Origin of the sequence: Ornithinibacillus sp. 4-3, assembly GCF_040958695.1 — a bacterium.
Classification (GTDB): Bacteria; Bacillota; Bacilli; order Bacillales; family Amphibacillaceae; genus CALAMD01.
This window is the reverse complement of the sequence record NZ_CP162599.1, coordinates 3,226,295-3,248,064: the sequence shown is the minus strand read 5'-3', so window position 1 is coordinate 3,248,064 and position 21,770 is coordinate 3,226,295. Positions and strand designations below refer to the sequence as shown.

Below are 21,770 nucleotides of genomic sequence, written 5' to 3'. Positions count from 1 at the left end.
CAAATATGAAATTTTCCAAACGCAGTCTATTCTTAGTCATGCTAGCATCTATTGTGTTTTTTATTATAGGCTGTAGCTCTAATGAATCAGAGGTAGATGGAAATAAATCAGATGAAACAAGCAATGATGAAGCAAATACTGGTAGTGTATTAAAAATTGCGCTAGATGGGCAACCACCAACTTTGGATCAACCGACAGCTGCCCCAACTGCAATTCGAGATACAGCTAGACTTATGTTTGAAACACTTTTAACAACAGATTCCAATTATGCTGCTGTTCCGATGTTAGCAGAATCTGTTGAGACTGATGATAATAAGACCTATGTATTTCATCTAAGAGAAGGGGTTTTATTTCATAATGGTAAGGAAATGATTGCAGAAGATGTGATTGCATCGATGGAAAGATGGTTAGAGAAATCAGCAATTACAGGAACTATTTTTGAAGGTGCAACTTGGACTGCGGAGGATAATTACACTGTTGTATTAGAATTAGTGGAGTCATCATCACTGACCTTAGATACCATTGCATCTTCTAAACAGGCAGCAGCAATTATGCCCAAAGAAGTTGTTGAAGCGGCGACAGCTGAAGGGGTTTCAGAATATATTGGAACAGGCCCTTATCAATTTGTAGAATGGAGACAAGATCAATATATTCATTTTACAAAATTTGATGATTATAGTGCTTTAGAGGAGCCAGCAGATGGTTTAGCTGGAAAGAAAGAGGCTTTAGTGGATGATATTTACTTCTATATTGTTACAGATGCCTCTACACGTATAGCTGGTTTACAAACAGGGGAATACGACTTTGCTTATGGTGTTCCTTATGACAGCTATGAACAAGTTAATCGTGATGAAAATATAAATACTCATCTTGATGTAACTGGAGTACAATTATTAGCTTATAACAAAGAGAAGGGGCCAGCTGCTGATGTTAGAATGCGTGAAGTAATTAATACAGCGCTAGATATTGAAGAAATTATGATGGCAGCTTATCCGAATGAAGACCTGTTTTGGTTACATTCCAGTTATATGGACGAAGACATCGTCAGTTGGGCAAGTGATGCTGGAGAGGAATATCATAATATCAATGATCCAGAAAAGGCAAAACAGATGTTGGAAGATATGGATTACAACGGCGAAGAATTTAAAATCTTAGCGACTCGTGATTATGATCATCATTATAATGCAGCAGTTGTCATCCATGATCAATTATCTCAAATTGGAATAAATGCGACATTAGAAATTTATGATTGGCCAACGGTGACACAGCTTAAAGATGATACTGATGCATTTGATGCCTATGTAATTTCTTTCTCAACGGTAAGTACACCACCACAATTCCTTGGATTAAGTCCAACTTGGGCTGGTGGAGTCAATGATGAGAAAGTTGTAGAAGATATGAAAGCTATAGAAACAGCGCCGACAACAGAAGAAGCTCAAGAAATATGGGAAGATTTACAACGCTATGCATGGGAAGAGCTTCTGCCTGTTACGACATTTGGAAGTTATAATAGCTTATATGCATCAAGTAATAAAGTTGAAGGAATCATTACCTTCTCAGGTCCAATTTTTTGGAATGTAACAATTGGGGAATAGGTATTAGTTTTCAGAAAAATGATTCTATTATTTAAGTGCTTGACAATAATAATAGACTTCATATATGATTAATTCACAATTTAAAAAGATAATTCCTTATCAAGAGTCAGGGGAGGAACTGGTCCTACGATCCTGCAGCAACCATCGAATAATTAAGAAGTATTCGATAAGGTGCCAATTCCAGCAAGCAAATAAGCTTGAAAGATAAGGAAGAGCGCGGATAATTTATCATGATATAGCCTCTTCCTTTGATGGAAGAGGTTTTTTAGTTGAGTAAGAAGGTATAAAGTTTTGCACAAATTAATTCTTATTCGGAGATAGCGCTGTCTAGCTCCGAGCGCCAAAAACTAAGAGATTTCGCGTCACGCCCTACAATAAGTCAACATCGGTTCGTGACCTCACCGTGTTTCCTTTATCTCGGTTGTGCCACTCCAATCTCTACGTTTTTAAACGGGCGCTCTACGCTTTTCTTGACTTCCAGAAAAGGGATTAGCAGTAAAATCAAGCTTTACATAGCTTTAAAACCTAGTAAACAAATGTGAATTCTAGGTATAAATCGGGAGGGATAAGACATGAATTTATTTAGAAAAGGTTTATTTTTTATTTTACTTGCAGTAGCAATTATTGCTGTAGGATGTGGACAAAGTAAGGATAGTCATTCAGATAGTGATAATGAAAAAGATTCAGGTGAAGCAGCAAACCAAGAAGAAGCTGCAGAAAATAGATTACGTATTGCATTAGATGCTCAACCGCCTAACTTAGATCAGCCGGCAAATACATCAACATCAGGCAGAGATACTTCTAGACTGATATTTGAAACACTTTTAACAACAGATGCAGAATTTAAGCCAGTTCCAATGTTAGCAGAATCTGTTGAAACAGAGGATAATAAAACATATGTATTTAAATTAAGAGAAGGTATTAAATTCCATAATGGCAAAGAAATGACTGCTGAAGATGTTATTGCTTCTATGGAAAGATGGTTAACCAAATCAACTATTACAGGTTCTATTTTTGGCGATGCAACATGGACAGCAGAAGATGATTATACAGTTGTTTTAGAGCTTAAAGAAGCATCTTCACTGACATTAGATACGATTGCTACATCAAAGCAGGCTCCAGCAATTATGCCAAAAGAAGTAGTTGAGGACGCTGGTGAAGACTTTGTAAATGAATATATCGGAACAGGACCTTATAAATTTGAAGACTGGAAACAAGATCAATATATCCATTTCACAAAATATGATGAGTATCAAGCAGTAGATAAAGAAGCGGATGGGTTATCAGGGAAAAAAGAAGCATTAATAGATGATATTTACTTTTACATCGTACCTGATACATCAACTCGTTTAGCTGGTCTTCAATCTGGAGAATATGATTTTGCATATGGTATTCCATATGATAGCTATGAATTAGTTACAAATGATGAAAACCTAAACGCACACATTACAGCAAGTGGTGAGCAATTTTTAATCTTTAATACAATAGAAGGGCCTGTAAGTGACTTCAAACTACGTCAGGCATTAAATACAGCAATTGACTCTGAAGAAATAATGAATGCAGCATTTCCAAATCCAGATCTTTACACATTAAAATCAGGTTATATGGATGATAATTTGGTTACTTGGAAGAGTGATGCTGGTAAAGAATATTACAATATCAATAATCAGGAAAAAGCAAAAGAATTACTAGCAGAAAGTGATTACCAAGGGGAAGAACTTCGCCTGTTATCGACAAGAGATTATGATCATCATTATAATACGGCAGTAGTAATTCAAGAGCAATTAACCAGAATTGGTGTAAATGTGAAGTTGGAAATTGTGGATTGGCCAACGATCAATAGTCGCCAATATGAAGCAGACACATGGGATTTATATATTATGGGCTTCTCAACAGTTAGTACCCCACCACAATTTTTAGGGTTAAGTCCAACATGGGCAGCAGGAATTGAAGATGAACATGTACATGAGCAAATGCGCGCCCTGGAGTTAGCACCAACAATTGAAGAAGCAAAAGAAATTTGGGATGATTTACAGTTATATGCATGGGAAGAGCTACTACCTGTATCCACTTTAGGTGCATATCATGGATTATACGCTTCTCAAAAGAATGTAGAAGGAATTGAAGCATTTTCCGGACCGATTTTCTGGAACGTAACTATAGAATAAAAGTGAACAAAGAATAAGCATGGAATAAAAGCCCTTATTCATTTGACAAGCATCATTCGATTGCTTAAGATGAATAGGGGCTTTTTCCAAGCTCTAAACAAAGGAAAGATCTATAGTCGTTAGATGAATATAAAAAATCCGGATATAAAATTCGGAATTTTTATACTTTTTATAGATCAAGATTAAAATAGGGGGAGTTAAGAAAATGGGGAAGAAAGCAATTAAAGCAATAGTTGTTTTATTTCTACTTTCTTTATTTGTTGTAGCATGTAGTGATAATGACGCTAATACAACAAAAGATGAAAACAATGAAGATTCAAATAAAGTGAATGAAACAGCAGAGCAAGGTGGAGAATTAAAGATTGCGGTTAATGCCCAACCACCGACATTAGATGGGCATGTAACAACTGCTATTGTTTCAATGGAAATCAGTAGAAATATTTTTGAATCACTTGTTGCTTTAGATGAGAATTTAGAAGCAAAGCCATTATTAGCAGAAAAGATTGATCGAAGCGAAGATGGAACTACATATACATTCCATTTACGTCAAGGTGTGAAGTTCCATAATGGAAAAGAAATGAAAGCAGAAGATGTAGTAGCTTCCATGAACAGATGGTTAGATCGTTCACCAATTAAAGACATCTTAGAAGAAAATGCTTTTAAAGAGGAAGATGAATATACAGTAGTTATCGAAATGGAAGAACCAATGGCTGATTTACTAGATATTATTGCAGGATTAGGGCGCGGGCAATATACGCCAATTATGCCAAAAGAAATTATTGAGGCTGCGCCAGCAGAAGGTGTAGAAGAGTATGTAGGTACGGGGCCGTTTCAGTTTGATGAATGGAAACAAGATCAATATATTAAATTAACAAAATTTGAAGAATATGTGTCTCCTGAAGGTGAACCGAGTGGGATGGTAGGGAAACGTGAAGTACTAGTGGATGATTTATACTACTATTTTGTTCCGGATGATTCCACTCGTTTAGCAGGAATTCAAACTGGGGAATATGATATTGCGGACAATATGGCATATGATAGTTATGAGCAATTAAATAATAATTCGGATTTAACTATCTATCCAGGTTCTTCAGGGACGCATACTTTAATTTATAATAAAATTGAAGGTTTTATGGCAGATGAAAAAATGCGTCAAGCGGTGAATGCTGCTTTAAATATGGAAGAAATCATGCAAGCAAGCTTTGTGAATGAAGCTATGTATTCATTAGACAATGGTTTCTTAAGTGCAGATCAAGTGAGCTGGGCGACGGCTGCTGGTGCAGACTCCTATAATCAGAACAACCCGGAGCGTGCAAAAGAATTATTAGCAGAAGCAGGATATAATGGAGAAGAAATTGTTTTAATGGTTACACGTGATTATGATTACCATTACAATGCGGCAATTGTAACACAGTCTCAGCTAGAAGCAGCTGGCTTCAATGTAAAATTAGATGTGTATGATTGGGCAACTGTTATTGGGAATTTAGATGATACAACAAAATGGAATATGTTTATTACAGGAACAGCATTTGTTACATCGCCTTCTCAGTTATTAGTACTTGATCCAAACTTCTTTGGTGGTACAGATCATCCGAAAATTACGGAATTAAAAGATGCAATTCGTTTATCCACTACACAAGAAGAAGCAAAAGCACATTGGGAAGAATTACAAGCATTTTTATGGGATGAGTATGTGCCAGCAACCTTATTTGGTCATCATGGACGTATTGTTGTCGCACAGAAATATGTAGAAGGGTTACAAACAAATCCGGGACCTCTTCCGTGGAATACTTCCGTGAATAAATAAAATAATCGATGTCAGGCTTGCAGATGTTAGATGATGCAAAGCCTGGCATCTTTTGGTTGTTTGGCAACTACTCTACAAGCGAGAGAAGTACTACTAAGCTTGAGCAGAGTTCTTAAGTTTTTGAAAAGTAATGGTAAGCCATTGAAGTCTAAGTTACAATATATTTAGAAGTATGATGTTCATAGGATGAGGAGGCATATAATGACTTTTTCTATTACGGCAAGATGTGAGAAAACAGGACAATTTGGTATTGCAATCTCTACAAGGGTAATTGGTGTTGGTAGTCGCTGTCCATATGCAAAAGCAGGAGTTGGCGCAGTTACATCTCAAGCATCAAGTAATCCATATCTAGGAATTAATGGTTTAAAAGCATTAGAGCAGGGAATGACAGCTGAGGAAGCATTGCAGCATGTGTTAGCTCAAGATCCAGCAATTGATGTACGCCAGGTTAGTGTAGTAGATGCAAAAGGAAATGTTGCTGTACATACAGGTGAGAATTGTGTTGGTTGGTTTGGACATCGAACAGGGAAAAATTATGTAGCAATGGGTAATATGCTGGTTGGTGAGGATACCGTATTAGCAATGGCAGAAACATTTGAAGAAAATATAGATATGGATTTATCAGAACGTCTGTTGAAATCTTTAGAAGCTGCTCAAGCGGCAGGCGGAGATAAACGTGGGCGTCAATCCGCTGCATTATATGTTGTTAACGAGGAAGAGTATCCGTATATGGACTTGCGAGTAGATGAGCATGTAGATCCTGTACAAGAATTACGTCGTATATTTACTTTAGCACAGGAGCAATTAGTCCCTCGTATGAAATTAATGCCAACAAAGAAAAATCCAGCTGGTATTAATGATCGTGCAGCTATGGAAAAGGTTGGTTTAATTGAAGAAGAAAAGTAGTTGACATTTAAGGGTGTCACTTTATACTAGAAAATGAATTTACTAAAGAAGCGGAAGGGAAATCAAAGATGAATTTGACCTATGAAGGAAAAACAAAAAACGTATACCAATTAGAAAACGGAAATATCCTATTACAATTTAAAGATGATGTAACAGGGGAGAACGGTGTATTCGATCCAGGTGCTAATACTGTTGGTTTAACGATTGAAGGTATGGGTAAAGCTGGTTTACGTATGACAGAATTCTTTTTTAGTAAACTTGCAGAAAAAAACATCCCTACACATTTTATTGAAGCAAATATTGAAGAAGCAACGATGCAAGTAAAGAATGCAAAAGTGTTCGGTCGAGGATTAGAAGTTATTTGCCGTTTTAAAGCAGTTGGTAGCTTCTTACGTCGTTATGGTGCGTATTGTGAAGAAGGTCAAGATTTAGATGCTTTCGTAGAAGTTACACTTAAAGATGATGAACGTCAAGATCCGCCTATTTCTGCAGATGCATTACATATGTTAGATGTTTTACCTAAAGCAGATTATGAGGTATTAAAGAAATTAACACAGGATATCTCTACAATTGTAAAAGACGAACTAGCTAAAAAGGGATTAGTTCTTTATGATATTAAATTAGAATTTGGTCGTGACGCAGAAACAGGAGAAATTATTCTTATTGATGAAATTTCTGCAGGAAATATGCGTGTATATAAAGATGGTAAGTATGTAGAGCCATTGGATTTGGTTAAATTACTGTTAGGTTAATTAAATAAAAAGCTAGAGCCGAGTATTTTAGAATACTTAGTTCTAGCTTTGTTTTATTGGATTAAGTTAAAAACTTTAACGCAGTCAATGCATATACTTTTGCACAACGTATGACGTCTTCTACTAATACTTTCTCGTTAAAATTATGGATGCTTGGTAAATAAGCAGGGCCATATTGTAGTACAGGAATCTGATAATCACGGAAGTGGCGTGCATCACTACTAGCCCACTGCATTACACCATATGCGTGTTCTTTGGTAATATCCTCAATACTTGCCATTACGGCCTGACAGATAGGATCTTCTGCTGAGGTATAATTAGCTGAACTCTTAAATCCAAATGGCTCCAGTGTATAGTCGATAGAAAGCTGATCAAGTTTACTACGTATATGCATTAATGCTTCTTCGTTACTGATACCAAAAGGAAGGCGGCAATCCACTTCTACCATACATTGATCTGGTACAACATTGGATTTAGTTCCACCTTGGATTACGCCAATATTAACTGTAATACGTTCTAATACTTCATAATAAGCTGTATTCTCCATGTTCTTCATATATTCTTTAGAAATATTAATAAGAGATTGAACTTCATCAGGAACACGAATATCCATATCCCAAAGTTCTTTAATCGTATCAATTGCTTTCATTGCATCAATAATCGCATTTTTTCCTGCCAAAGGTGCAAGACTACCATGTGCTTGATTGCCAGATACAGTTAAGCGAAACCAACAGGAACCCTTTTGCCCAATCGTTGGATTTAATGGGGAAGAAGGCTCGGCAATAATACAACCGTCTCCAGCAATTAAAGAACGTTCTAACAACCATGGAACTCCAAGCTCGCCGCCAGTTTCTTCATCTGGAACGATAGCTAACATTAGCTTACCATCTAGAGGAATATCTAAATGTTTAAGCGCATAGAAAGCAAAAATTAATCCAGCAAGACCACCTTTCATATCACTTGCTCCACGACCTAAAATCCATCCATCTTTTACTTCCCCAGAAAAGGGATCGAATTCCCAGCGGCTTAAATCACTAGCAGGAACTACATCTGTATGACCACAGAAAATTAATGTTTTCCCATGATTTGAACCAATGGTAGAGGTGATATTCCACATATTTTCTCCAGCTTCATACCAATCCATCGAGATATTTTCTTGCTCTAAAAAGGATTCAATGTATTTACTGATTGGTTTAGAATCACCAGGTGGATTTTCACTATTAAACTGGATAAGCTTACTACATAACTCAATTAATTGATCAGCATGTTCTTCTATATAACTTACAATCTTCTCTTCTAGTTTATTCATCTACTGAACTCCTTCTTTCCATATATAAAAAACGTCAGGGAAAAATTTTCCGGTGACGTTTTGTTCGTGTCTTATTTTTTCCCGATGTCTGCATCATTTACTTTTGCAACTGCAGATAATAGGATTTTTCCTGCTATCTTCATTGCATCTTCATCAAAGTCAAAACGTGGGTGATGATGTGGGTAAACTAAGCTAGCATCACTCAATGCTGCACCCGTATGGAAGAATGTCCCAGGGACCTTCTGCATGAAGTAACCATAGTCTTCTCCACCCATAGAAGGTGGTCCTTCAATAACATTTTCTTCTCCAATAATTTCTGAAGCAACCTCTTGAAGATATTTTGTTTCTGCTGGATGATTCCATACTGCATCATAGCCTCGATGATATTGTACTTCACAAGTAGCGTCATTTCCTTCGCAAATTGCATTAGCAATTTGACTAATACGGTTCTCAATTAAATCTCGAACCTCTGGAAGGTATGTACGAACAGTACCAGTGATTTTTGCACTATCTGCAATAACATTCGGTGCTTCTCCGGAATGGAATGAACCTACAGTTACAACGCCAGATTCAATCGGATCAACATTACGGCTAATGATTTGCTGTAAATTCATGACTAATTGACTTGCTGTAACGATAGGGTCAACTGTTTGATGCGGAGATGCACCATGTCCACCTTTTCCGTTAATTACAATATCAAAAAAGTCTGTTGCAGCCATGACATAACCAGGACTACAAGATATTTCTCCAAGAGGCGTCGTGCTTGAGAGGTGCGTTCCAAATACAACGTCTACTCCTTCTAAGCAGCCATCTGCAATCATTGGCTCAGCGCCGCCGATATCTTCTTCTGCATGCTGATGAATGAGAACAACATTACCTTCTAAGTCATCACGATGCTTCGCTAAGACAGTTGCAACACCTAAAAGTGTCGCTGTATGTCCATCATGTCCACAGGCATGCATCTTGTTAGGAATAGTAGATTTATATTCTACATCTTTTTCATCTTGAATAGGTAAAGCATCGAAATCTGCACGAATAGCTACAGTTTTACCAGGTTTTCCTCCTTTAATTGTTCCAAGGACCCCATTACCTCCAACTTTCGTACGTACTTCAATACCAAGGTCTTCTAAATAATCTGCAATAATTTTTGCTGTACGAACTTCTTGATAAGCAAGCTCAGGATGTTGGTGTAGATCACGACGGATTTCTACCATTTTTGGAAAAAGTTCTTCTAAATCTTGATGCCATTGTTTAATATCCATGAAATCTCTCCTTATTGTATAAGTCCTATCTATTATTGTAGAGCGCGGAACCATGAATGTAAATATCTTCTAAAAATTTCTATTTCTTTCCGATCTCTGCTTCATTTGCTTTTGCTACTGCAGATAACAATACTTTTCCTGCTACTTTCATTGCTTCTTCGTTAAAGTCAAAGCGTGGGTGATGGTGTGGGAACACAAGGTTTGCATCATCCATTGCTCCTCCGGTGAAGAAGAAAGTTCCAGGGACTTTTTGCATAAAGTATCCGAAGTCCTCTCCGCCCATTAATGGTGGGGATTCAATCACATTATTTTCACCGATGGCCTCTGCTGCGATATCTTCTATATAAGTCGTTTCTGCTGGATGGTTCCATACCGCGTCATATCCTCGGTGATATTTTATTTCACAAGTAGCACCATTACCTTGGCAAACTGTATTGGCAAGCTGGGTGATACGCTTCTCCATTAAATCACGAATTTCAGGGACATAAGTTCGAACAGTACCCGTAATTTTTGCTGTATCTGGAATGACGTTAGACGCTTTTCCGGAATGGAAAGAGCCAACTGTTAAAACAGCGGATTCAATCGGATCAACATTACGACTGACAATTTGTTGTAGGTTCATAACAAGCTGACTTCCGATTACAAGTGGATCTACTGTTTCATGAGGAGATGCACCATGTCCTCCTTTACCATTGATAGTCACTTCGAATCCGTCAGTTGCTGCCATCATATAACCGGAGCGAATGTAAATACCTCCAACAGACTCTGTGCTTGATAAATGTGTTCCAAATACGACATCTACACCTTCTAAACAGCCATCTTCAATCATAGGTGCAGCACCACCAATTGCCTCTTCAGCATGTTGATGTAGGAATACGACAGTACCTTCTAATTCATCACGATGCTTCGCTAAGACAGTTGCAATACCTAAAAGTGTTGCTGTATGTCCATCATGTCCACAAGCATGCATAACATTTGGAATGGTAGATTTATATTCTACATCCTTTTCATCCTGAATTGGTAATGCGTCAAAGTCGGCGCGGATAGCTACAGTCTTACCAGGCTTTCCACCTTTAAGTGTACCAACAACTCCATTGCCCCCTACTTTTGTGCGAACCTCAATACCGAGATTCTCTAAATAATCTGCAATGATTTTTGCTGTGCGAACTTCCTGATAAGCTAGCTCAGGATGACGATGTAAATCACGACGAATCTCTACCATTTTTGGAAAAAGTTCTTCTAAATCTGTATGTAATGCTTTGATATCCACTATACTATCCCCTTTTGATTAATATATAATATAGAGCTTCAATCCATAGAATTCTCTTTTCTACGGATTGAAGCTTTACTTACTCTGCGAGATGAGACTGAGTTGATTCTTTTGTAGGATGCTGGACAAGAGCTGTCCCACCACCGCGACGAATTGGTTCCCCAACTGCAAGTACTTTCCCATCTGGGAAAAATTCGATTGCTGTGACAGATCCAGTACCTTGTTTTTTCGGATCAGCTAATAATTGATGTCCCATTTTCCTTAATTCTTCAATTAAATCTGAACCATCTGGATTTTGATACTGTCCTTCAAAAAGGCTTTCATAGCGAGTATGCCCATCCTCATGATTTAATTCTGTAAGACGTGGTGTAGCAATCGCATCAGGGAAGCTCATATCAAAGTCTATATAATTAACAATTGTTTGAAGTACTGTAGATACAATTGTTTCAGCGCCTGGACTTCCTAATGCGATAACAGGCTTACCATCCTTTAATACGATAGTTGGAGACATATTACTTAATGGTCTCATATTTGGTCTTGGATAATCCGGATGAGTAGGTGGATTCATAGGAATGACACGTAATAACATATCATTTAGCAAAAATCCATATCCAGGTACAACCATCCCGTTTCCACCAATAAACAAAATGGTATTTGTAAAGCTAACAACATTTCCATCTTTATCTGAAACTGTTAAATGAATGGTACATTGTTCAGGGCGTTTATTTTCTTTTTCAGGAGTTTCTGTACCGGCTATTTTATAAGTAGCTTGCTGCTCATTTTCTTCTGCTTTTATGGCTTCATCAAATGGCCAAGGATCTCCTGGTGCAACTGGTGCTGTAGAAGCAATATTATCCTTTATAAGCTGCCTGCGTTCCACTGCATATGCCTTATCACCAAGCCCTTTTTCCGGTGTTGCAACATGCTTTGGATCTCCAACATAAGCAGTTCTATCTGCAAAAGCATGGCGCATTGCTTCAATATAGTAATGCATTGCTTTTGTTCTTGGCATGTTTTTCAGGTCATACTGTTCTAATATATTAAGTGCAAGGCCAATCGTAATACCGCCACTTGATACAGAGCGAGTTTGATACAAATCGTAACCACGATAGGTCGTTTTAAGAGGTTTATAGGTTAATGTTTCATAATTTTTTAAGTCCTCTAATGTCATATTTCCAGCAATCACTCCGTATTCTTCCTTCCAATCCTCATCTATTGCAGCAAAATCAGGATTTTCGCTAACGGGCGGTTGTGTAACAGTTTTTATAATGGCTTCAGCAATTTCACCTTCGTAAAAGACCTTACTCCCATGTTCAGCAACAAGTCGATATGTTTTAGCCATATCTGGATTTCTAATCAATGTACCAACCTCAGGTACATTACCATCTTCATCTAAATAAAGCTTCGCAGTTTCTGGGAATAAACGGAAGCGTGTTGCATTTTCACTGATTTCACGAATAAGGTTAGGAGTTGCTGTAAAACCATTTTCGGCAACCTCAATTGCTGGCTGTAATACTTCAGCTAATGTTAAATTTCCATATTTCTCTACTGCTTCTTCCCAGCCTTTTGGAGCACCAGGAACAGCTGTAGCCATACCAGATGAAATTCGTACATCCATTGGATAAATTTCACCAGTTTTTGGATATACATAAGCTTCTGGACCGAATGCTGCTGATGTTAATGTATGATGGTCTAAGATTAGATGACGATTTTCTTCCGCTAAATAAATATTAATGAATCCACCACCACCAATTCCTCCTGAAAATGGTCGTGTTACGCCTTGGACTGCAACGGCAGCAACAGCAGCGTCAACAGCATTTCCTCCTTTGTTCATAATATCAATAGCTGCTTGAGCAGCTTCTGGGCTTTCGCTTGCGACAGCTCCGCCATGAAAGGTGTGCATATTTAAGTTCCCCCAATAATATTTTTCCGCACTAAAATAAGCACGGAGGTTAATTCATACAATTGTCATTTATTATAGCAAATTATGAGTTTTCTAAAAATGGAAAAGGCTTACAAATTTTCTTAATTTTATTTAGAGTGCCGTATTCAAAAAGACAATAAAAATAATGTTTCCATGATATGATAATAGGAAAAGAATAAACATAATATAATAAGTAGTGAAGAAAGTATGAGGGAGATAGATGAGTTATGAATTTTAATATCGGGCCACGAATGATGAAAACAGGATTAGCAGTTGCTTTAGCAATATTAGTAACTGAATCATATAACATTGAATTAGGAATTGTTTCTGTTATTACTGCGGTGGTAGCTATGCAGCCATCTATCATGCGTTCCGTAAAATATGTAAAAGAAGTAACACTATCTACTATACTCGGTATTATATTTGCCTTAGCAGGAGCTTATACATTAGGCTTGCATCCTGTATCTATTGGTATTACGGTGATTTTAGCAATCGCATTAAGTATGAAGATGCGCTGGGAGCAATCGGTGAATATTATGATCTTAACGATTGCCAGTATTATGTTATCAGGTGAACGGACCATCAATTTGATTTATTTATACGATCGTCTCTCTTTAATTGTGATTGGGATTTCGGCGGCATTCTTAGTGAATATGTTAATCTTCCCACCGAATCATCAAAAGTTAATTTATGAAAAGATAAAGAAGTCATTTGAACAGACTGGATTTTTATTAAGAGTTATTCCTAATCAGATGATGAAAGTAAAAGAATTAAAGAAGAAAGAAGAAGAATTACAAAAGAATATTAAATCAGTACAAGATTATCTTCAAGTGATTGATGATGAAAAGGGCAGTATGCTGATTCGAAAGCGCTATGCATTCTTGCGCAATGTAGTTGTGTTTAAACAAATGCTAAAAGTTATTGAATTACAATTTGACTTAGTAGAAAATCTAGATGAAAAAATAAAAAAAGTAGAGGCTATTTCTACAAATCAATCCTTTTTAGTAAAGAAATTAGTAGCAAGTATTGTGGAATATCAGGATAATATTATCCTGACATACGAAGGGAAAATCACTGTTCAAAAGGAAATGCAGAAAGAAAGCTTTAGTGTGATGAATTTAACGATTAATGATTTAATTAATGAATTACAACAATCTGAAATCGAAAAATGGATTGATATTTTCCCTGTTTCCAGTAGTATTGTAAAGCTAATGGTAGAACTTGAGCATTTAGATAAGCTAGTTCGCAAACAACAAAAGGATTTTTAGTAGGGAAGAGGAGCTGTTTTGTGATGCGAGTCTCAGATGTATTACAAATTGGTAAGTCATATAAAACCTATGTGATTGCAGGAAAAGAAGGACTTCATAGACAAATTACATCTATTGAAGTGATGGAGGTACCTGATCTGGCTAATTGGATGACAGAGGGTGCCTTCTTTATTACGACGTTTTATTCTGTGAAGGATAATGTAGAAGCGCAGATAAAGGTGATGAAAGATATTATTGAAAAACAGGGTGCTGGTATTATGATAAAGCTGGGTCGCTTTATAGATGTATTGCCAGAAAAGTTTATCCAATTAGCTGATGAGCATCAGATTCCTGTATTTATTTTACCTAAAGAGGTATCTTACATTAGTATTTTAACTCCTTTATATGCGCGACTACATATGAATGAAATTACACATTTACCTAAATCTGCACATCCACTTTATGAAATAGAAGCTAAATCTTATCTGCATATGGAGGAGCTTATTAATGATTTAGCTGATAAATTGAAATGTACGATTTTTATAGAGGACATGCATGGGCGTCTTTTGGTTCATTCGAGACGTGTACAAAGTGATGATTGGCGAAAGGATTTTTTATTATTTTCTAAACCTCATCATGAGAAAGCGGAAGAAACATTGGAAAAATGGAGAATGGAATTGATGGAATCATCTGCTGTTCATCATATAGAAAAAGGTATGCGTCATCGTGTTATCCTGCCTTTTATTGAGAAAAACCGTCAAGTAGCTTATATTCATTTCCTTTCTTCAAGTCATGAAGAACAGCATTTATTTCATCCAACAGCAATTAAAATGATACAGAACAAAATATTTACCACTTGGATGAGCGAATTAAATGAAATTCAACAACAACGTTTGCAGGATTTAACATTATTTCATATAAAGAAAAATCCTGCTCCACACTATATTCTGCTTTATTTGGAAAGAGGTTTAAATGGACATATTTTAGAGGAGCATGCCAGTTTTATTTATTACATGTGTATTTATCGTAAATATTTAGCCTATAGTATGGAGAAATTTTCTAATCAATCGTATTCCATTATTGAATATGGAGAGAAAGTCTTTGTTTTACTTCCAGTTGCTAAAGGAAATATGCTGGAAACCCAGCCAATAGAAGAAAGATTAGCTAAAGCCTTTGCGAAAACAATGATTGCTGATGTGCGTATTGCTATTAGTAATCGTTTTTCTAACCTTGATGATTTAGAGAAACAGAAGGAGTTTACAGAGAAGACATTATCAATTGGTACAAGCCTTTTCCCTGATAAACCAGTAGTTTCTTATCACGAGCTTGGTATTTATATGTTTTTACTTCCTTTAAGCAGACAGGAAAATGTGAGGCAATACGCTGAAGGATTATTAACTCCATTATTAAATGTGGATCATCATTTATTAGAAACATTAAATGTGTATATGGAAGAGAATAGGAATGTTTCTCATACTGCGCAAAGGTTATTTGTAAATAGAAGAACAATTAATTATCGTCTGCAACGGATTCAACAAGAGCTTCAAATGGACTTAAATGATGCTGAAACATTATTTGTTTTACAGTTTTGTTTGAAGATATGGAATTTAACAAAGTGAACAGGAAGTCAATATTTGAAACGCAGAAAAGAGCTTATTTCCTATTTGGGAAATAAGCTTGTCTTAAATTGTCACGTTTTGCCCATATACTAGAAAATTCTAAAGATTTATAATGAAGTTAAGTATCGTTCAATTATCTATTGATTCTTAGAGAATTAAAAAAATGGGGAGATGAAGGCAATGAAGAAAATTTTTCTGTTCATGATGCTAGCGTTCATTCTCGTTATTGCTGCTTGTAGCAATAATGAAGATGCGGAAGGAGAGCAGGAAGGAACGGATCAACCTAATTCATCAGAAAACACCGGTTCCGGAGCTACTGACTCAGAACCAAAAGGTGAATTAAAGGTTGGTATTATGTCGCAACCAACCACATTAGATGCTCCAATGACAACAGAAGCAATTGTACGAGATATTAGTATAAATATCTATGAAACCTTATTGACATTAGATGAGGAAAATAAACCAGTTCCTATGTTGGCGGAATCGGTTGAAGCGAATGATGAAGGAACAGAATTTACATTTAAATTACGTGAAGGAGTAAAATTCCATAATGGAAGTGAAATGACTTCTGAGGATGTTTTAGCTTCTATGAATAGATGGAAGGAAGTTGCAGGCACAGCCTTAGCAGCATTACAGGAAGCTACTTTTGAAGCTCCAGATGAATATACATTTGTAATGACTATACCAAGTCCACAATCAGATATATTAGATTTATTAGCCGGACAAGGACAATATCCAGCAATTATGCCTAAAGAAGTTATTGATGAAGCAGGCAGCAGCGGAGTAAATGAATATATTGGAACAGGTCCATTTAAATTTGAAGAATGGCGACAGGATCAATACATTCATTTAACGGCATTTACAGATTATGTTGCAGTAGATGAACCAGCAAGTGGTCTAGCAGGGAAGAAAGCAGCACTTGTAGAGGATCTTTATTTTTATATCACGAAGGATACATCTACATTATTAACAGGGGTGCAAACAGGAGAGTTTGATATTGCCTTTAGTGTTGCATTCGATAATTATGAGCAAGTAAAAAATGATGAGAATTTAAATGTTTACAGTGCATATTTTGGAACAATGAATCTTGTATACAATAAAAAAGAAGGACCTTTTCAAGATGTGAAAATGAGACAAGCAGTAAATGCTGCACTAAATGCTAGTGACGCAATGTTAGGTGCCTTTGCAAATGAAGAATTATATCGAATGGGTCATAGCTATATGAACCAAGATGTTGCTAATTGGTATAGTGAGGCAGGAGAAGAAGGATATAATCAGGCGGATGTTGAAAAAGCTAAACAGCTTTTAGAAGAAGCAGGTTATAACGGAGAAGAATTAACCTTATTAACAAGCCGTGATATTGAATATCATTATAATATTGCTGTTATTGTGCAAGAACAATTAAAACAGATCGGTATGAATGTATCTATTGATGTATATGATTGGGCAACTCATGTTGAAAAACGTGGTGAGCCAGGAAACTGGGATTTATTAACAGCAGGATTTAACTATTCAACAACACCGACGCAAATTCCGACATTAAGAAGTGATTGGCCTGGATGGACAGATGATCCGAAGATTTCTGAAATGATGTCTGAAATTGGTAAAACAATGGATTTAACAGAAGGAAAAGCAATTTGGGATGAATTGCAGGCTTATTCTTGGACAGAATATGTGCCATTTACACAATTTGGTGCAGTACCAGTTATCATTGCTGCGAATAAAAATGTAGAAAATCTTGTTGTGATGGACCGTCCAATTATGATGCCATTATGGAATACAAGTATAAATAAATAATTAAAGCACCTAACCCCGTCATTTTATAATGGGGTTAGGTAAGCTTATTATTTATTAAAATAGGAAAACAAAAACTTTCCCCTGAGGAGTATGACTAATGCATTTTATAGGGAGTATACTCTTCAAGTACTCGTTCAGCAGTTAAAGCTGAAGTTTATTGAATGGGGCGGAGGATTGGCATAAACTCGTTAAGTATTAGGTTGAATAAGCTACAGATTGCCCAAGGCTGGCAAAAGTTAAGCGGAATAACATACTCCAAGTTCTAAAGGTAGCTTAATAGATAATAAAATTTGATTATGACTTCGTCTGTTTTCAATAATAGGAGGAACCATTTATGAAAATTTTAGTAGGTCAAATTTTTCATGAGACGAATACCTTTTCCAATATAAAAACAACAGTAGATTTGTTCAAAGCAATGGAATGGTCATATGGAGACGATATTATTAAAACTCATAAAGGTGTTCGTTTTTATCTTGGAGGAATGATTGACCAAGCAGAACATTATGATTTTGATGTAATTCCTTTGTTTTCTGCAAACGCTACACCATCAGGGACAATAACAAAAGCTACATATGATCTGATGCTTAATAATCTTTTGAAAACTATTAAAGATGCTAAAAAATATGACGCTATCTGCTTAGGTTTACATGGCGCAGGTGTTGCAGAAGGAATTGACGACCTAGAGGGAAATGTTTTAGAAGCGGTAAGAGAGATTGCAGGAAATGTTCCTATTGTTGCCACGTTAGATTTGCATGCAAACGTTACAGATAAAATGGTCCAATATGCAGACGTACTTCTTGGGGTTAACTTTTACCCACATATAGATGGCTATGAGAGAGGACAAGAAGCGATTGATATGATCAAACAAATGCTAGAGGGCCATTTAAAACCAGTTATGAGTCTCAAAAAATTACCGTTAATGATTCCTGCTTCAACCACTAACCTGTCACCCGCAAAAGATATTAATGAACTTTGTTGGGAACAAGAAAAAAATGATGCAGTGGTTGATTGTACTTTCTTTCACGGTTTTACCCAATCTGATATACCACATGCCGGTGTGTCAGTCCTGACTATTACTAATGATGATTCCGTTTTAGCAGAAAACATTGCAAAAACAATTGCACAAAAGATTTGGGAAAAACGTGATAAATTTGCAACGAACTACTTAAGTCCAGCAGAAGGAATAGAAGCAGCTTTAAAAATAAAGGGAAATCCAATTGTTCTTAATGAAACATCAGATAATCCAGGCGGAGGAGCACCTGGAGACGGTACATATTTATTAAAAGCGATGTTAGATAAGAAATTAACAAATGCTTGTTTTGGTTGTATTTGTGATCCTGAGGTTGCACAAATTGCGCATGAAGTAGGACCCGGTTCATTTATCGATGTGAAATTGGGAGGAAAAACAGATAAATATCACGGAGATCCATTAATAATAAAAGCATATGTAAAGTCGCTGTCAGATGGACGATTTAATTATACAACTCCCATGTTGGCAGGAATGAAAGTGGATAATGGAAAATCTGCTCGACTTCAAGTAGGTGGAGTTGATATTATTGTTTGTTCCAAAAAAGAACAAGTTTTTGATGAGCAAATTTTTCTACTTCACGGAATCGATGTTTCGGAGTATAAGATAGTAGCTTTAAAATCTTCTCAACATTTTAGGGCTGCATATGAGCAAATCAGTGCGAGAATTATTACTGTAGAATCACGTGGACTCAGCTCTTCTAATCTTAAAAAGATTAATTATCAAAGAATAAATCGGCCAATGTATCCAATGGATGAGGGTGTACATTTTTAAAATTATTAGTATAGGAGATAAAAAATATGCTAGGAATAATCAGAGTATTAACAACCGATAACGATGACGTGCTATACGAACATGCAAAAATGATGCATGCGTATGCTGATGTAAAATCGATTACTCAATGTATTCTAAATCAACCGAATGGAATTTTTGACGATGAATCTGAAAGGATAGCGATACCGAAAATTGTTGAAACTGCGGAGCAAATATCCAAGCAACATGAGGTACGTGCTATAACAATTAGTTGCGCGGCGGATCCAGCATTAGAAGAGACAAGACAAGCAATTGATATACCAGTAATAAGTGCTGGGGTTTGCGGTGTTCATGCGGCAAGTATGGTTGGTAGAAAAGTTGGAGTTATTGGGATTAGAGATATTGCACCTCCTAATATGGTGCACGAACTTGGAGAAAAGTTCTATTCATATTCTTTTTCACCAAACATCCGGAAAACAACTGATTTGTTCTCGAAGAATGCGAAAGAAGATTTGTATCATGTAATTAAGGATGTTGTTGAGTCTGGTGCGGATGTTATTTTATTTGCTTGTACTGGATTTTCGACAATCCATCTAAAAGATTATTTGAAAAATCGTATAAACATACCTATCATTGATCTCGTGGAAGCACAAGCGATAGGATATCAGTTAATCGGAATAAATTAAATGAAGGAGATAAATAATTATGTCTTTGAAATATACAATGGAAGCAATGGAATTATTAGATGATGCAAGTGCAAGTGGGAAAATGGTAGTTGATTTATTTAAAGGTTTTGAACATGTGGAGGCTTCTTATCAAACAGTAGCAGGGGCAGAAGGTTCAACAGACTTTATCAAAGTAGTAGTCAAAGGAACTAATGGAAAGCTTACTGGAGGTAATGCACCTTCCCTAGGTATTGTTGGTCGACTTGGAGGATTAGGAGCTCGTCCATCTAGAATAGGTTTTGTATCAGATGGAGATGGAGCGGCAGCAGCAGTATCTACTGCATTAAAGCTAGCAAATATGACAGAAAAGGGAGATCGTCTACCAGGAGATGTATATATCACCACACATATTTGTCCAAATGCACCAACAGAACCACATGAGCCTGTTGATTTTATGGGCTCTCCAGTAGATATTTTAGAAATGAATCATTATGAGGTATTACCAGAAATGGATGCGATTATTTCTATCGATACTACAAAGGGGAATCGAATTGTTAACCACCGTGGTATTGCAATTTCTCCAACAGTTAAATCAGGTTGGGTATTAAAATTCTCAGATGATTTAATACGAATTATGGAAATGACAACAGGTGAATTACCAGTAACCTTTACAGTAACTACCCAGGATATTACACCTTATGGAAATGATGTATATCATTTGAATAGTATCCTGCAGCCAGCAGTTGCAACAGATGCACCAGTAGTTGGTGTAGCAATTACAGCAAAAACTGCTGTTCCGGGCTGTGGAACTGGAGCAAGTCATGAAGTAGATGTTGCTCAAGCTGTTCGATATGCAATTGAAGTTGCAAAAGAGTATACACTAGGTAACTTTGAATTTTATGATGTAGAAGAATTTGCACGTTTGGAAAAGCTATATGGTTCTATGAAGCATTTACAAACTTTAGGCAAAGGAAATGAGTAACAGTGGGAGAAAATAAAAAGACGATAGGTGTACTGACAATTGGACAATCTCCACGTGTAGATGTCACTCCATCTGTACAAGGCATTTTGGGAGATGATGTGCTGATTCAAGAAGCAGGTGGCTTAGATCGTTTTACGGATGATGAAGTTGAGCAAGTTGCACCAATTCCTGGAGACACCACTTATGTTTCTCGAATGCGAAACGGAAAACAAGTAAAAATTAGTAAATCTAAATTAATGCCTTTATTACAAGAGGAATTAGCCCAGCTAGAACGTGAAGTATCTGTTGTAATTATGCTATGTACAGGAGATTTTCCAGATTTAAAATCTACTAAACCAATACTTTATCCAGACAAAATTTTAAATAGTACTGTTCAAGCAGTAATGAGTCAAGGGAAATTGGGTATCATCATACCACTTGCGGAACAAAAAGATTCATTAATAAAGAAATGGAAGCACTTTGAAGTCATTGCCGAAGCAGCAACACCATATGAAGAAAGTGATGTTATTGGAGCTGCTAAACGCTTGAAGGAACGAGGAGCAGCGATGATTGTCTTAGATTGTATTGGCTATAATGAGCAGCATAAGGAAGAAGCCATCAAAGGAAGCGGGTTACCAGTTATTTTACCAAGAACGCTTGTAGCTCGTATTGCTGCGGAGTATTTATAAGAGGTCATTGAAAAACGAA

General features: G+C 36.5%; 16 protein-coding genes and 1 riboswitch. Of the genes, 12 read left to right on the top strand and 4 right to left on the bottom strand.

The genetic code is table 11. The features are described 5' to 3' along the window. Nucleotides 1–5: 5 nt before the first annotated feature. The 5 genes from AB4Y30_RS15795 to AB4Y30_RS15775 all read left to right on the top strand — a co-directional run bounded on the left by AB4Y30_RS15795 (nucleotide 6) and on the right by AB4Y30_RS15775 (nucleotide 7,228). Nucleotides 6–1,595 (top strand): ABC transporter substrate-binding protein, encoded by a 1,590-nt coding sequence (locus AB4Y30_RS15795; protein WP_368653138.1) that lies wholly within the window; start codon nucleotides 6–8, stop codon nucleotides 1,593–1,595. A 93-nt stretch (nucleotides 1,596–1,688) separates the two neighbouring features. Continuing rightward, nucleotides 1,689–1,806: riboswitch (SAM riboswitch) on the top strand. Between the two features lie 361 nt (nucleotides 1,807–2,167). Further along, nucleotides 2,168–3,763, top strand: coding sequence for an ABC transporter substrate-binding protein (locus AB4Y30_RS15790; RefSeq protein ID WP_368653137.1), 1,596 nt, complete (start codon nucleotides 2,168–2,170; stop codon nucleotides 3,761–3,763). A gap of 205 nt (nucleotides 3,764–3,968) precedes the next feature. Beyond that, nucleotides 3,969–5,570, top strand: a complete 1,602-nt coding sequence (locus tag AB4Y30_RS15785) for an ABC transporter substrate-binding protein (protein ID WP_368653136.1) — start codon at nucleotides 3,969–3,971, stop codon at nucleotides 5,568–5,570. 201 nt (nucleotides 5,571–5,771) lie between these two features. Further along, complete coding sequence (locus tag AB4Y30_RS15780) at nucleotides 5,772–6,476, top strand: DUF1028 domain-containing protein (protein ID WP_368653135.1); 705 nt, start codon at nucleotides 5,772–5,774, stop codon at nucleotides 6,474–6,476. A 68-nt stretch (nucleotides 6,477–6,544) separates the two neighbouring features. Further along, nucleotides 6,545–7,228: a phosphoribosylaminoimidazolesuccinocarboxamide synthase gene (locus AB4Y30_RS15775; protein WP_368653134.1), complete on the top strand. Its 684-nt coding sequence runs from the start codon at nucleotides 6,545–6,547 to the stop codon at nucleotides 7,226–7,228. A gap of 61 nt (nucleotides 7,229–7,289) precedes the next feature. Here AB4Y30_RS15775 and AB4Y30_RS15770 read toward each other — a convergent pair whose 3' ends face one another. From AB4Y30_RS15770 to ggt, 4 genes are all read right to left on the bottom strand, one after another. Then, the gene (locus AB4Y30_RS15770; RefSeq protein ID WP_368653133.1) at nucleotides 7,290–8,537 is read right to left on the bottom strand and encodes a M20 family metallopeptidase; all 1,248 of its coding nucleotides are present in this window, start codon (nucleotides 8,535–8,537) and stop codon (nucleotides 7,290–7,292) included. Between the two features lie 71 nt (nucleotides 8,538–8,608). Beyond that, nucleotides 8,609–9,799, bottom strand: a complete 1,191-nt coding sequence (locus AB4Y30_RS15765; protein WP_368653132.1) for a M20 family metallopeptidase — start codon at nucleotides 9,797–9,799, stop codon at nucleotides 8,609–8,611. 79 nt (nucleotides 9,800–9,878) lie between these two features. Beyond that, the gene (locus tag AB4Y30_RS15760) at nucleotides 9,879–11,069 is read right to left on the bottom strand and encodes a M20 family metallopeptidase (RefSeq protein WP_368653131.1); all 1,191 of its coding nucleotides are present in this window, start codon (nucleotides 11,067–11,069) and stop codon (nucleotides 9,879–9,881) included. A 79-nt stretch (nucleotides 11,070–11,148) separates the two neighbouring features. Further along, nucleotides 11,149–12,972 (bottom strand): gamma-glutamyltransferase, encoded by a 1,824-nt coding sequence (gene ggt, locus AB4Y30_RS15755; RefSeq protein ID WP_368653130.1) that lies wholly within the window; start codon nucleotides 12,970–12,972, stop codon nucleotides 11,149–11,151. A 248-nt stretch (nucleotides 12,973–13,220) separates the two neighbouring features. On the opposite strand from ggt, the gene AB4Y30_RS15750 reads away from it, so the two are divergent. The 7 genes from AB4Y30_RS15750 to AB4Y30_RS15720 all read left to right on the top strand — a co-directional run bounded on the left by AB4Y30_RS15750 (nucleotide 13,221) and on the right by AB4Y30_RS15720 (nucleotide 21,751). Further along, the gene (locus AB4Y30_RS15750; RefSeq protein WP_368653129.1) at nucleotides 13,221–14,261 is read left to right on the top strand and encodes an aromatic acid exporter family protein; all 1,041 of its coding nucleotides are present in this window, start codon (nucleotides 13,221–13,223) and stop codon (nucleotides 14,259–14,261) included. 23 nt (nucleotides 14,262–14,284) lie between these two features. Beyond that, the gene (locus AB4Y30_RS15745; RefSeq protein WP_368653128.1) at nucleotides 14,285–15,859 is read left to right on the top strand and encodes a PucR family transcriptional regulator; all 1,575 of its coding nucleotides are present in this window, start codon (nucleotides 14,285–14,287) and stop codon (nucleotides 15,857–15,859) included. Nucleotides 15,860–16,039: 180 nt separating this feature from the next. After that, nucleotides 16,040–17,656: an ABC transporter substrate-binding protein gene (locus AB4Y30_RS15740; RefSeq protein WP_368653127.1), complete on the top strand. Its 1,617-nt coding sequence runs from the start codon at nucleotides 16,040–16,042 to the stop codon at nucleotides 17,654–17,656. 334 nt (nucleotides 17,657–17,990) lie between these two features. Further along, on the top strand, nucleotides 17,991–19,457 hold the full coding sequence (locus AB4Y30_RS15735) for a M81 family metallopeptidase (protein ID WP_368653126.1): 1,467 nt from the start codon (nucleotides 17,991–17,993) through the stop codon (nucleotides 19,455–19,457). Between the two features lie 26 nt (nucleotides 19,458–19,483). After that, nucleotides 19,484–20,122, top strand: a complete 639-nt coding sequence (locus tag AB4Y30_RS15730; protein WP_368653125.1) for an aspartate/glutamate racemase family protein — start codon at nucleotides 19,484–19,486, stop codon at nucleotides 20,120–20,122. Nucleotides 20,123–20,141: 19 nt separating this feature from the next. Further along, nucleotides 20,142–21,083 (top strand): DUF1177 domain-containing protein, encoded by a 942-nt coding sequence (locus AB4Y30_RS15725; protein WP_368653124.1) that lies wholly within the window; start codon nucleotides 20,142–20,144, stop codon nucleotides 21,081–21,083. Between the two features lie 2 nt (nucleotides 21,084–21,085). Then, nucleotides 21,086–21,751 (top strand): AroM family protein, encoded by a 666-nt coding sequence (locus AB4Y30_RS15720; protein ID WP_368653123.1) that lies wholly within the window; start codon nucleotides 21,086–21,088, stop codon nucleotides 21,749–21,751. Nucleotides 21,752–21,770: the final 19 nt, after the last annotated feature.